The 12,854-nt window shown below is 66.4% G+C and carries 14 protein-coding genes; 9 read left to right on the top strand and 5 right to left on the bottom strand.

The window, feature by feature from the left end:
- Window positions 1-108: 108 nt before the first annotated feature.
- From ACWPN3_RS05340 to ACWPN3_RS05320, 5 genes are all read left to right on the top strand, one after another.
- Window positions 109-672, top strand: a complete 564-nt coding sequence (locus ACWPN3_RS05340; protein WP_109048549.1) for a DJ-1/PfpI family protein — start codon at window positions 109-111, stop codon at window positions 670-672.
- Between the two features lie 361 nt (window positions 673-1,033).
- On the top strand, window positions 1,034-1,747 hold the full coding sequence (locus tag ACWPN3_RS05335; protein ID WP_492243714.1) for a glycosyltransferase family 32 protein: 714 nt from the start codon (window positions 1,034-1,036) through the stop codon (window positions 1,745-1,747).
- A 341-nt stretch (window positions 1,748-2,088) separates the two neighbouring features.
- Window positions 2,089-2,286 (top strand): hypothetical protein, encoded by a 198-nt coding sequence (locus ACWPN3_RS05330; RefSeq protein ID WP_492243715.1) that lies wholly within the window; start codon window positions 2,089-2,091, stop codon window positions 2,284-2,286.
- Window positions 2,271-2,408, top strand: coding sequence for a hypothetical protein (locus ACWPN3_RS05325; protein WP_492243716.1), 138 nt, complete (start codon window positions 2,271-2,273; stop codon window positions 2,406-2,408). Before ACWPN3_RS05330 ends, ACWPN3_RS05325 begins: the two co-directional genes overlap by 16 nt.
- Window positions 2,409-2,619: 211 nt before the next feature.
- Window positions 2,620-4,317, top strand: coding sequence for a methyl-accepting chemotaxis protein (locus tag ACWPN3_RS05320; RefSeq protein WP_109446036.1), 1,698 nt, complete (start codon window positions 2,620-2,622; stop codon window positions 4,315-4,317).
- A gap of 58 nt (window positions 4,318-4,375) precedes the next feature.
- Here ACWPN3_RS05320 and ACWPN3_RS05315 read toward each other — a convergent pair whose 3' ends face one another.
- A complete protein-coding gene (locus ACWPN3_RS05315; RefSeq protein ID WP_109446034.1) occupies window positions 4,376-5,290 on the bottom strand; it encodes a prephenate/arogenate dehydrogenase family protein in 915 nt (304 codons plus the stop codon).
- Between the two features lie 100 nt (window positions 5,291-5,390).
- Window positions 5,391-6,302: a hydrogen peroxide-inducible genes activator gene (locus ACWPN3_RS05310; RefSeq protein ID WP_492261159.1), complete on the bottom strand. Its 912-nt coding sequence runs from the start codon at window positions 6,300-6,302 to the stop codon at window positions 5,391-5,393.
- A gap of 251 nt (window positions 6,303-6,553) precedes the next feature.
- On the opposite strand from ACWPN3_RS05310, the gene ahpC reads away from it, so the two are divergent.
- The gene (gene ahpC, locus ACWPN3_RS05305; RefSeq protein WP_109446030.1) at window positions 6,554-7,117 is read left to right on the top strand and encodes an alkyl hydroperoxide reductase subunit C; all 564 of its coding nucleotides are present in this window, start codon (window positions 6,554-6,556) and stop codon (window positions 7,115-7,117) included.
- Between the two features lie 412 nt (window positions 7,118-7,529).
- Entirely contained in the window at window positions 7,530-9,125 is a 1,596-nt protein-coding gene (ahpF, locus tag ACWPN3_RS05300; RefSeq protein WP_492243717.1) for an alkyl hydroperoxide reductase subunit F, read from the top strand.
- 72 nt (window positions 9,126-9,197) lie between these two features.
- On the opposite strand, the gene ACWPN3_RS05295 is transcribed toward ahpF, so the two are convergent.
- Window positions 9,198-9,560 (bottom strand): hypothetical protein, encoded by a 363-nt coding sequence (locus ACWPN3_RS05295; RefSeq protein ID WP_109048545.1) that lies wholly within the window; start codon window positions 9,558-9,560, stop codon window positions 9,198-9,200.
- Window positions 9,561-9,708: 148 nt separating this feature from the next.
- Window positions 9,709-10,686, bottom strand: coding sequence for a LysR family transcriptional regulator (locus ACWPN3_RS05290; protein WP_492243718.1), 978 nt, complete (start codon window positions 10,684-10,686; stop codon window positions 9,709-9,711).
- A 42-nt stretch (window positions 10,687-10,728) separates the two neighbouring features.
- On the opposite strand from ACWPN3_RS05290, the gene ACWPN3_RS05285 reads away from it, so the two are divergent.
- The gene (locus ACWPN3_RS05285) at window positions 10,729-11,052 is read left to right on the top strand and encodes a nuclear transport factor 2 family protein (protein WP_109446024.1); all 324 of its coding nucleotides are present in this window, start codon (window positions 10,729-10,731) and stop codon (window positions 11,050-11,052) included.
- The gene (locus tag ACWPN3_RS05280) at window positions 11,049-11,828 is read left to right on the top strand and encodes an SDR family oxidoreductase (protein WP_492243719.1); all 780 of its coding nucleotides are present in this window, start codon (window positions 11,049-11,051) and stop codon (window positions 11,826-11,828) included. The genes ACWPN3_RS05285 and ACWPN3_RS05280 overlap by 4 nt, the downstream gene beginning before the upstream one ends.
- Before the next feature lie 12 nt (window positions 11,829-11,840).
- Here the strand turns inward: ACWPN3_RS05280 and ACWPN3_RS05275 are convergent, their stop codons facing one another.
- Complete coding sequence (locus ACWPN3_RS05275; protein WP_492243720.1) at window positions 11,841-12,827, bottom strand: endonuclease/exonuclease/phosphatase family protein; 987 nt, start codon at window positions 12,825-12,827, stop codon at window positions 11,841-11,843.
- Window positions 12,828-12,854: the final 27 nt, after the last annotated feature.

Raw genomic sequence — 12,854 nt, 5'->3', positions numbered from 1 at the left:
GCCGCCTCCCCTGCTCCGGTGGGCCCCCCGGCGGGTTCTCCCCTGGCCGACATGCCATCGGGGATGCTCCGGCGTTCTATTGGTGAAACGATGAAAGGACAAGACAGTATGGATCAATCGCTCGCAGGAAAGTCCATCGCCATCCTCGTCTCCAACGGCTTCGAAGAAGCGGAGATGACCGAGCCGCAACGCGCCCTGATCAAGACCGGCGCCACGCTGCGTACCATCTCGACCGAGACGGGTCTGGTCAACGGCTGGCACGGCAAGTCCTGGGGCCATTACTTCCCGGTGGACAAGCATCTGAGCGAGGCGCTCGGCGCCGACTTCGACATGCTGCTGCTGCCGGGCGGTGAGCGCAGCGTGGCGAAGCTGCAGCAGTCGGCCCACACCCGCCGCATCGTCGGCCACTTCCTCGATGCCGGCAAGCCGATCGCCGCCATCGACCAGGGCATCCAGCTGCTGGCGATCCCCGGCAAGCTGCGCGGCCGCCTGCTGGCCGCCCCGGAAGCCTACCGCGCCGACCTGACCGCCGCCGGCGGCAAGATCAGCGACGAGGCTCTGGTCGTCGACGACATCACGGTCTCGGCGCTGGGCCAGGACCAGCTGAACGAGTTCGTCGAAGCCGTGGTGAAGCTGTTCACCGAGCTGGGGTCCGTTCGCAAGGCCGCCTGATCTCCATCCTCGGACGGTCCCGAAACGGCCGCCGCACCATCCGGGTGCGGCGGCCGTTTCGTTTTCGGCCCTCCTTCGCGCCCCAGTCGAATCGCGCCCTGTGACCATTGCCCGACAGCCCGGATTTCCGACGGATTCGCTCACCTTCCGCGTTGATAATGATACAGCGTCGCCGCCATCCGCATGATGACCCACCGGCTCGGCCATCCAAACCGACGACATCCAAACCGCTCCATGGTCTGTCGAAACGGGGACTGTCGAAATGGGGTCTTACGCGGTGTCGCGTCCAAATTTACCCGATTGCCCTGCGGTGTGCTCTTGTGACAGTGTATGATCTATCAATAGTGGAGTATATTGAAAGATGAGCGTAGATATGTCTGGATTCAATGGCTTGTCCAGCAGAACGATATTTTGCGCATGGACTGGAAAAAACCCGCTTAGCCAACAAAGACTTAACTGTCTATTTTCTCTCATGCAAAATCCTTGCTGCCCAGTAATACTTTTAAAGAGCAGCACACTTTCCAATTGGATATTGCCGGACTCGCCATTGCATCCCGCTTACGAATACCTAAGCGAGACTCATAAAAGTGACTATCTCAGGTGTTATCTAATGCATCATTTCGGAGGTGGTTATTCAGATATTAAGTTGACTGGCTACAACTGGCTTCATGCATTTTCTGCACTGGAGAACAGTGACGCAGATGGAGCTGGATATACTGAGCTTGGTCCAGGATGCGTTGCCGTTCATCCCTCATCCGATGGCCCCGCGCTGAGGGCAGCATATAAGAAATTGATCGGGAATGCAGCTTTCTTGTTCAAGAAAAGAAGCAGTTTTACAACGGAATGGTTCAAAAGAGTGAATAAAACACTTGATGAGAAAATGGAATTGCTTAAAGAAAATCCTTCGAAACACCCACGGGATATCTTGGGAATGCAATTTAGCGATGGAACGGTATCAAAATATCCACTCCGATGGGCTGAAATTCAAGCAGAGATATTCCATCAATTAACGTTCGAGAGAATGGACAGCGTGATACATGTCGACATTGTGCCGTTGATGCATTCTTATCGCTAATCGTCTCCAGCGCTCTTTCTGATCGGTACACGCAGAAAGAGCGGATGATATTTTCTGCGCCGTAGTCTGTATGCGGGTGGTGAAGCCTGGTCATGCCCGGGGTAAGTAGCGTTGGCTGTGCCGGCGATGCGGATGCCAGTTCACCCGAATCGACAGACATGCGGTGGACGACAGACATGCGGTGGATGGTAAGACGTCCGAGGAGACCAAGCGCGCGACTGTGACCGTTTCCCGACCGCCTCCCCTGCTCCGGTGGGCCCCCCGGCGGGCTCTCCCCTGGCCGACATGCCATCGGAGATGCCCCGGCGTTCTTTGGTGAAACGATGAAAGGACAAGACAGTATGGATCAATCGCTCGCAGGAAAGTCCATCGCCATCCTCGTCTCCAATGGCTTCGAAGAAGCGGAGATGACCGAGCCGCAACGCGCCCTGATCAAGACCGGCGCCACGCTGCGTACCATCTCGACCGAGACGGGTCTGGTCAATGGCTGGCACGGCAAAAGTCCTAGGGCCATCACTTCCCGGTGGACAAGCATCTGAGCGAGGCCCTGGTCGTCGACGACATCACGGTCTCGGCGCCGGGCCAGGACCAGCTGAACGAGTTCGTCGAAGCCGTGGTGAAGCTGTTCACCGAGCTGGGTTCCGTTCGCAGGGCCGCCTGATCTCCATCCTCGGCCATTTCGTTTTCGGGCTTCCTTCACGCCCCATTCGACCAGCAGCCTGTGACCATTGCCCGGCACACCGGATTTCCGACGAATTCACTCACCTTCCGCGTTGATAATTTTAAACATTCGGATTAGTAAGGTTGAGGGTCGGACAATACCTTCGGATGGATGGAATTCTTGCCGAAGGCTTGGCGGGGATGCAGGCAACATGGCTAAAATTCGAGCATTCGGACAGTTGACCATCCGCGCCAAGATCATCGTCGCGGTGTTGGGCACTGTGGTGATGGCCGGCGCCTTCGGGATTTTCACGCTCAGCCGGCTGGAAATCCTAAACAATGCTGCCGAAACAATGCGCAGCCGTTCGCTGCCGGCGACCCAGCTGGCCGGTCAACTGACCTCCGCCGCGCAGAGCCACCGCATCGCCGAAGCCGCCTATGCGCTCGCCACCAACGAGATGCAGGTGAACCAGGCGGAAAAGGGCTGGACCGAGGCCGTTGCCGAAGTGACCGCCCGCCGTCAGGCCGCCGGAGCCCGCTTCGCCGGCGGCGAGGGTGCCGCCCGTCTGGCCGCCTTCGACGAGGCCTGGACCGCCTATGCCGCCGCTGCCGACCGCGTGCGCGGCCAGGCCCGCGACGGCAACGCCCAGTCCGCCGTCAGCGTCTTCAAGCGCCCCAGCGCCGTCGCCTTCGCCCGCGTGCAGGAGGCGCTCGACGCGCTGGTGGACGGCACGATGGCCGACGCCGGCGCCGTCGCCGACCAGGGGGCGGCGGTCTACAGCAGCGCCCACGGCATGGTGCTGGGCGGGGTGACGCTGTGCACCCTGCTGGCGCTGGGCTTCGGCGCCGTGCTGGTGCGCGGCATCTCCCGCCCGATTCTCGACGTCGCCGGTTCGCTGGAGCGTCTGGCCGCCCGCGATTTCACCGCCAGTTTTGAAGAAGGCCGCCGCGACGAGATCGGCCGCATGGCGACCGCCGCCCGCGTCTTCCGCGACACCATGCTCGATACCGAACGTCTCCAGCAGGAGCAGGAGCGGCTGAAGACCGCCGCCGCCGAGGAACGCCGCCGCGAGCTGCGCACGCTCGCCGACGGCTTCGAGGCGACGGTGAAGCGGCTGGTCGAGGCGTTGTCGGCCTCCACCGCCGAAATGGCCGCGGCCTCGTCCGCGATGGCCGAGGGGGCCGCCGAGACGGCGCGCCATTCCGACGCTGTGTCGTCGGCCGCCGGCCGCGCCTCGGCCAATGTCGACAGCGTCGCCGCCGCCACCGCCGAACTGTCGGCCAGCTTCGCCGGGATCGCCCGTCTGGTCGCCGATTCCGCCGGCATCGCCGCCGACGCCACCCGCGACGCCGAACGCAGCACCACCGTGATGGGCAGCCTCGCCGAGGCGGCGGAGGAGATCGGCAAGGTGGTGGAGATGATTTCCGGCATCGCCGGCCAGACCAACCTGCTGGCGCTGAACGCCACCATCGAAGCCGCCCGCGCCGGGGAGGCCGGCAAGGGCTTCGCAGTGGTGGCGAGCGAGGTGAAGCAGCTCGCCGGCCAGACGGCCAAGGCGACCGCTGAAATCCAGGCGCGCATCGCCGAAATTCAAAGCGCGTCGGGCACCGCGGTCGACACCATCGGTGCTGTGACCCGCACCATCGCCCGGCTGAACGAGATCTCCAGCGAGGTCGCCGCCGCAGTCGAACAGCAGACCGCCGCGGTGGGCGAGATCGCCGCCAACATCCAGGACGCCGCCGACGGCACCCGCAGCGTCTCCGACAACATCGCCGCCGTCACCGCCGCCGCCGCGTCCGCCGAACAGGCCAGCGGCGTGATGGTGCGCTCGGTGGACACGGTGCAGGACGACGCCGGGCGGATGCGCCGGGAGGTCGACGGCTTCCTGGGGGCGCTGCGGGCGTCGTAACAGACAGGACCGGAGCCGCCGGGGTGCGTTTCCCCTCTCCCCTCCGGGGAGAGGGTGCTCACGCCTGCTTGGCGTCGATGATCCCCCGGCGCACCGCGCGGGTCTTGGTGAAGTGGTCCTGCAACTGCTCCCCCTCGCCCCAGCGGATGGCGCGCTGCAAGGCCGTCAAATCCTCGGTGAAGCGCTGGAGGATTTCCAGCACCGCCTCGCGGTTGTTCAGGAACACGTCGCGCCACATCACCGGGTCGCTGGCGGCGATGCGGGTGAAGTCGCGGAAACCGCCGGCCGAGAATTTGATGACCTCGGACTTGGTGTCCTCCTCCAGGTCCGACGCGGTGCCGACGATGGTGTAGGCGATCAGGTGCGGCAGGTGCGAGGTGATGGCCAGCACGCGGTCGTGGTGGCTGGCCTCCATGATCTCGACGGTGGAGCCGACGCGGCGCCACAGCTCCGTCACCCGCTCCAACGCCGCGCTGTCGGCGCCGGGCGGCGGGGTCAGGATGCACCAGCGGCCCTGGAACAGCGTGGCGAAACCAGCCTCCGGTCCCGAATGCTCGGTGCCCGCCACCGGATGGCCGGGGATCAGATGGACGCCGTCGGGCAGATGCGGCCCGACGTCGCGCAGGGTCGCCTGCTTTACCGAGCCGACGTCGGTGACGATGGTCCCGCGTTGCAGAAGCGGCCCGATGGCCTCGGCCACCGCGGCATAGCTGCCGACCGGGGTCGACAGCACCACCAGATCGGCGCCGGCCAGGGCCGCGGCCGGATCGGTGGAGGCCTCCGCCACGATGCCCAGCTCCAGCGCCTTGGCGCACACCTCGGCGCTGCGGTCGGTGCAGACCACCTGCCGCGCGATCCCATACTCCGCCAGCGCCCGCGCCAGGGAGGAGCCGATCAGACCGATGCCGACGATGGCGACGCGGTCGAACAGGGGGCCAGGGGCGGAAACGGAAGCGGTGGCGGTGGTGGACATGACGCTGGGTGTCCCCAAAGCGGAGTGAACGGGCGAAAAACCGTCCCGTTTAAACCACCTCGCACCCGCGGGACCAAGCGAATCTTTCGCCGCCGCCCCGTCAGCCGTCCTTCGCCGTCATCTCCGCCCTCAGCGCTTCGGCCAGCCGCTGGAAGGTTTCCTTCCGTCCCGAGGTGCGGCGCCAGGCCAGCGCAATCCGCCGCCCCGGCCGGTCGCCGGCCAGCGGGCGCACCGCCAGATCGAGCCCGCGCAGGATGCCGGAATCGACCGCCATCTGCGGCAGCAGCGTCACCCCCAGCCCGTTCGCCACCATCTGCACCAGCGTGTGCAGGCTGGTGCCCTGGAAAGCGGTGTTGTGCGGCGTGCTGTCCAGCGTGCAGGCCGCCATGGCGTGGTCGCGCAGGCAGTGCCCGTCCTCCAGCAGCAGCAGATCCTCCGACGGGACCGTCACCGGCTGCGCCGGGTCGCCGCCGTTCAGCCGGTGGCCGGACGGACAGACGAAGGAGAAACGGTCCTCGGCGATGTCCTCCGTCTCCAGATCGCCCATCGGGTAGGGCAAGGCCAGCAGGGCCGCGTCCAGCTTGCCGGCGTTCAGCTGCTCCAGCAGCCGCGCCGTCTGGTCCTCGCGCAGATAGAGCCGCAGCCGCGGGAAGCTCTCGCGCAGGGCCGGCATCACGCGGGGGATCAGGAAGGGGCCGATGGTCGGGATCACCCCCAGATGCAGGGCCCCCGACATCGGGTCGGCGGCGGAGCGGGTGATGTCCACCAGTTCCTCCGCCCCCTTCAGAAGCTGGCGCGCCCGCTCCGCGATCTCGCGCCCGAGCGGGGTCGGCAGCACGGAGCGGCGCGTGCGCTCCACCAGGGTGGCGCCCAGCAAATCCTCCAGCTCCTGCAAACCGGCGCTCAAGGTCGACTGGCTGACGAGGCAGGCCTCGGCCGCCTGTCCGAAATGGCAGCGGTCGACGACGGCGACGAGATAGCGGAGCTGGCGCAGGGTGGGGAGCGGTTTCATGCCCAGTTATGTAATCGGATTTATCGATCAGTTCAATTGGTATTTTCTACTTCTCTTGATCACAGATTTCCCGTATTCCTCCACGGGTCAACGGGACACAGGGAACATCGCCCCATCCCCTGGCCACACGGCAGGCCCCCTTGTTCGACCCGGTGCGCCGCACTAAGTCGGGCATGTCACGGCCACCGGCCGAGGCCAGCGGCCAGGGATTGAGGCGACAACCAAATCATCGCACCTATCGGAGAACACAAATGTCCTTGATCAACAGCGAGATTAAGCCCTTCAAGGCGACCGCGTACAAGAACGGCAAGTTCATCGACGTGACCGACGCCGACCTGAAGGGCAAGTGGTCGGTCGTGTTCTTCTACCCGGCCGACTTCACCTTCGTCTGCCCGACGGAGCTGGAAGACCTGGCCGACAACTACGACGAATTCCAGAAGCTGGGCGTCGAGGTCTACAGCGTCTCGACCGACACCCACTTCTGCCACAAGGCCTGGCACGACACCTCGCCGGCCATCGGCAAGATCGGCTACACCATGATCGGCGACCCGACGCTGGCGATCAGCCGCAACTTCGAGGTTCTGATCGAGGAAGTCGGCCTGGCCGACCGCGGCACCTTCGTCGTCGATCCGGACGGCAAGATCCAGATCGTCGAGATCACCGCCGGCGGCGTCGGCCGCGACGCCAAGGAACTGCTGCGCAAGATCAAGGCCGTGCAGTACGTCGCCGCCCACCCGGGCGAGGTCTGCCCGGCCAAGTGGCAGGAAGGCGAGAAGACCCTCGCCCCGTCGCTCGACCTCGTCGGCAAGATCTAAGGCTTTTCCCTTAAAGGGAAAACCACGGATCGGGGGCCGGCTCCAGCCGGCCCCCACCCCCGCCGCCGACAGGCTTGGATGGCGGGATTTAACGGGTACCCTTGCCGCCGCAGCCGGCCGCAAGGCAGGTTTTTACGGGCCGGCTTTCAAAAGCCTCCCCATTCGGGTTCCGTCACCGGTTTCCCCATCCCCGCGAAGGCGGGCATCCAGGCGCGTTTTGTCGCAGTCCTTTCAAAATCTGGATCCCCGCCTGCGCGGGGAGGACGATGACGTTTCAAACCCTCCACTGTTTCAAAACCAGACCGCCCGCCCGACCGGCTCTTCCTGCTCGGGCCACCATTTTCTCCGCCCGGACCGCCGCGACTATGCGCAGGCGATCCGCCCCGGACACGAGACGTTGGGAACGAAAGCCATGCTGGACGCCAATCTGAAGACGCAGTTGAAGGCCTATCTGGAGCGCATCACCCACCCGATCACGCTGGTGGCGTCGCTGGACGAGGGTGCGAAGTCGCAGGAGATGCTGGGCCTGCTGGAGGACATCGCCTCGCTGTCCGGCAAGATCACGCTGGACCGCAGCGGCGCCGACGCCCGCCGGCCCTCCTTCGCCATCAAGCGCGACGGCAGCGACATCGGCGTCACCTTCGCCGGCCTGCCGATGGGGCACGAGTTCAACTCGCTGGTGCTGGCCCTGCTCCAGGTCGGCGGCCACCCGTCGAAGGAGTCCGAGGAGCTGCTGGAGCAGATCCGCACCCTCGACGGCGATTTCAGCTTCGAGACCTATTTCTCGCTGTCCTGCCAGAACTGCCCGGACGTGGTCCAGGCCCTGAACCTGATGAGCGCGCTGAACCCGCGGATCAAGCATGTCGCCATCGACGGCGCCCTGTTCCAGCAGGAGGTCGAGCAGCGTCAGGTGATGGCCGTCCCCACCGTCTTCCTGAACGGCGAGCCCTTCGCCCAGGGCCGGATGGACGTGGCGCAGATCGTCGCCAAGCTGGACACCGGCGCCGTCGCCCGCGCCGCCGAGAAGATCAAGGCCAAGGCTCCGTTCGAGGTGCTGGTGATCGGCGGCGGCCCGGCCGGCGCCGCTGCCGCCATCTACGCCGCCCGCAAGGGCATCCGCACCGGCGTGGCGGCCGAGCGGTTCGGCGGTCAGGTGCTCGACACCATGGCGATCGAGAACTTCATCTCGGTCTCCCACACCGAGGGGCCGAAGCTGGCCGCGGCGCTGGAACAGCACGTCAAGGACTATGAGGTCGACGTGATGAACCTGCAGACCGCCACCGCCCTGGTCCCGGCCACCCAGGAGGGCGGCCTGATCGAGGTGAAGCTGGCCAGCGGCGCCTCGCTGAAGTCCCGCACCGTGGTGCTGTCGACCGGCGCCCGCTGGCGCTCGATGAACGTCCCGGGCGAGGCGGAATACCGCAACAAGGGTGTGGCCTACTGCCCGCACTGCGACGGTCCGCTGTTCAAGGGCAAGCGCGTGGCGGTGATCGGCGGCGGCAACTCCGGTGTGGAGGCGGCCATCGACCTCGCCGGCATCGTCTCGCACGTCACGCTGATCGAGTTCGACAGCCAGCTGCGTGCCGACGCGGTGTTGCAGCGCAAGCTGCACAGCCTGCCGAACGTCACCGTCCTGCTGTCGGCCCAGACCACCGAGGTGCATGGCGACGGCAACAAGGTGGTCGGCCTGTCCTACAAGGAGCGCACCGGCGGCGAGCTGAAGCGGGTCGATCTGGAAGGCATCTTCGTGCAGATCGGGCTGGTGCCGAACACCGAATGGCTGAAGGGCACGCTGGCCCTGACTCCGCGCGGCGAGATCGAGGTGGACAACCGCGGCCAGACCTCCCTGCCCGGCGTGTTCGCCGCCGGCGACGCGACGACGGTGCCGTTCAAGCAGATCGTCATCGCCATGGGCGAGGGTGCCAAGGCCGGGCTGGCCGCCTTCGACCACCTGATCCGCACCGTGCCGGCCGAGGAGCCCGCCCGCGAGTCCATCGCGGCGGAGTGACCGGTCCGGGATGAAAAAGCCGGCGGCCCCGCAGGGGGCCGCCGGCTTTTTGTTGTTCGAAATGTGAAGCCTCTACTTCTTCACCGCCGCCTTTTCCTTGTCCACCGCATCCAGGATTCGCTGCAACGCCTCGGTGCTCAGGGCCGACTCCATCGTCAGGCTGTCGCCGAACTTGCGCAGCGCACCGATGACGCGGCGGCGCGCGACGAACTCGTCGTCGCCCTGCTCGAACGGCTCGACCACCGGACCCTTGTAGTAGCCGCCGCGGAAGCTCCACTGGCGGCGGCCGTCGGCGCGCCATTCGCTGCCGTCGGACAGCACCATGCAGCGCCCCCCTTCGGTGTAGCGCTCCACCGTGGCAATGGACTGCGGAATGGACTGGCCGCTGCGGATGGTCACGCGGTCGCCGACGCGGAAGCTGGCGGCAGTGAACATGCTGTCTCCCAAATGGCACCTGCTGAAAGGCGCCCGCCCTCTCGACCGGAGCGCAGCGCCGCAAAATTCCCGAAGACGCTGTTGTCCACCAGTTGCGTTCCTGAATCCAGCGCCATGTCCCGCCGACTGGCCGAACACGGCGATGGGTTCAAGGAGAAACACCCGGCTTCGCACCGAGTTCGCGGGCGAGGCCGATGAAAGCCCTGAGGGCGGCCGAGGGATTGCGCCGTCCGGGATAGTAGAGGCAGAGCCCGGCACGCACCGGGGTCCAGTCTTCGAGCACGCGGACGAGACGGCCGGCCTCGATGTCGCTGCGCACGTCCTGCTCCATGAAGAAGCCGAGCCCGATGTCTTCCAGGACGGCGGTCCGCGCGAGGCTGGACTCGTCCAGGGTGATCGGTCCGCGCACGTCGATCTGCGTCGCCTGCCCGTCCTTCTCAAACTGCCACCGGTACAGGGCGCCGTTCGGCAGGCGGACACGGATGCAGGGGTGGTAGAGCAGGTCGGGCGGGACGCGGGGTTTCTCGCGCTTCTCGAAATAGGCCGGCGAGCCGACGACGGCGTATCGCTGCGGCCGGCCCAGGGAAACCGCGATCATGTCGGTCGGCACGAGGTCGGCCACCCGGACACCCAGATCGAATCCTTCGGCGACGATGTCCACCAGCCGCCCTTCGGTGACGAGATCGACATGCACCTGCGGATGTCGGCGGAGGAACTCGAGAACGAGCGGCGAGAGGATCTCCCGCGCCGCCATGGCGAACGCATTGATGCGAAGCGTGCCCGACGGCGTCGTCTGCTGCGACCGCACGGCTTCCAAAGCGCCATGGACGTCCTGCAACGCCGGGCCGACCTGCTCGACGAACAGCCGGCCGGCATCGGTGAGCGACACGCTCCGCGTCGTCCGGTTGAACAGGCGGACGCCCAGTTCCGTCTCGAGCGTCCTGACGGCGTTGCTGAGCGCGGTCGTGGACATGCCAAGGTCGAGTGCCGCGGCACGGAACGAGCCTCTGCGCGCAATGGCAAAGACGGCGTCGAGATCGTTCAGGTCTGCCCGCGTCATTGTCCCGCAAACCGAAATTCCATATCCCGTTTTATCCTGATTATCGAAACCGATGTCCACGCTCATCTTGGAAAGGACAGAAGACACCCCGCTCAGGAGACATACACGATGACATTCCCCTCACCGATCCAGGCCTATTTCGATGCCGACCGGAGGAGCGATGGCGCGGCCCTGCTCGCCGCCTTCGCGCCCGATGCCGTCGTCGGGGACGAAGGCGGGTCCCATGCCGGCCACGACGCCATCGATGCGTGGTGGCGCGCCGCGAAGGCCAAATACGCCCATGTGATCGAACCGCTCGAACTGTCCGAGACGGACGGGGTCGCCAAGGTCCTTGCAACGGTGTCCGGGCGGTTTCCCGGCAGCCCCGCCACGCTGGTCTTCGCGTTCCGGATCGAGAACGGGCGGATTGCCGGACTGGAGATCGGCCAATGACCGGGTTCATCAGCCTTGAAGGCAAAAGAGCGCTCATCACCTCCGGTACGCGCGGAGCCGGTGCTGCCACCGTCGCCCTGTTCCGCGAACTCGGTGCCCGCGTGCTGACCGCCGCCCGGTCCCGGCCCGACACGCTCGGCGAGGAGATGTTCGTCGGCGCGGACCTCACAACCGCAGAGGGCTGCGCCACGCTCGCCGCCGCGGTGCGCGAGCGGCTCGGCGGCGTCGACGTCATCGTCCACATGCTGGGCGGCTCGTCGTCTCCGGCGGGCGGCCATGCGGCGCTGGGCGACGCGGACTGGGCAAGGGAGCTCGATCTCAACCTGATGCCCGCCGTCAGGATCGACCGCGACCTTGTGCCGGCGATGGTGGCCCAGGGCCATGGCGTGGTCATCCACGTGACCTCCATCCAGCGCCAGCTGCCGCTGCCGGAGGCGACGACGGCCTATGCCGCCGCGAAGGCCGCGCTCTCGACCTACAGCAAGAGCCTTTCCAAGGAGGTCTCGCCCAAGGGCGTGCGCGTGGTGCGCGTGTCCCCCGGCTGGATCGAGACGGAGGCAGCGGTAGGGCTGGCCGAGCGGCTCGCGAAGGAGGCCGGCACCGATTACGAAGGCGGCAAGCGGATCATCATGGACTCGCTCGGCGGCATTCCGATCGGCCGGCCATCCAAGCCGGAAGACGTTGCGAACCTGATCGCCTTCCTGGCGTCCGACCGTGCCGGGACGATCACCGGCACGGAATACGTCATCGACGGCGGCACCGTCCCCACCGCGTGAACCACCTATGCCCTAGCCGCGTGCGCCCTGCAGGCTGAACCCCGCCACCACCGGCGCATGGTAGCTGACCGGCGACGGCTCGTCGGCGTGATCGACCTCGTCGATGAGATCCTCGTTGTGGATCGCCACGTCGCGCAGCCGTTCGGCCAGCCGCGGCGACGCCAGCAGATGGTCGAGCAGCACCGGCGTTCCGCCATGCAGCACGGTGTAGCGCCGCTCCTCCGGGATCGCCTGCTCCAGCGGCTCCAGAACGCGGTTGGCAAGCTCGGCATTGCCGGTGAAGTCGGGCGCGGCGCGGATGATACGGACGGCGGTCTGCTCCAGGTCGGCGTTGCAGTCGCCGGCCACCAGGATCAGTGCGTCGGGGTCGGCGTCGAACAGCCGGTCCACCGCCATCCGCGTCTCCAGCGCCTGCCCCGCCCGCTTGATCGAGGCGAGATAATAGCCCTCCGCCCAGCCGGCCGCCGTCTTCCAGATCTGGGCGCCGGCCTTCTGCCCCGGCACCGGGGCGGCGATCGGAGCGCGCAGATGCAGGTCGAACACGTGCAGGGTGCGGCCGTCCGGCATCTCGATTTCGGCATGCAGGACCGGCCGGTCCCAGCCGACCTCCGTCTCGCCCTCCGCCGCCGGATCGGCGGTGGCGAGCCGCACGCGGGCCGGCGGCACCAGATGATGGCGCAGCAGCCGTGCCGCCCGGATCGGCCAGCGGCTGACGATCACCGGGTTGTGGCGGTCGGCCGGCGACGCGGCGTCGCCCGCGGTGACGTGGTAGCCGGCATAGCGCGTGTCCTCCAGCAGCCGGGTCAGCGCCCGCAGGATGCGCGGCTCGCTCTTGACCGGATGCTGGGCGTCGACTTCCTGAAGGCAGAGGATGTCGGCCTCCAGCCGTTCCAACTGCGGGCGCAGCGTGGCGATCCGCACCTCGAAAGGCGGCTCGTCGGCATCGTCGTCCAGGTTTTCCAGGTTGAAGGTGGCGATCCGGAACAGCGTGTCGGCCATGACGGGCTCCGCGGAAAAACGGCGGGG

This window comes from Azospirillum sp. UENF 111221, from assembly GCF_058780625.1.
The sequence above is the reverse complement of the archived record's forward strand: the minus strand, read 5'-3'. Positions and strand labels throughout refer to the sequence as shown.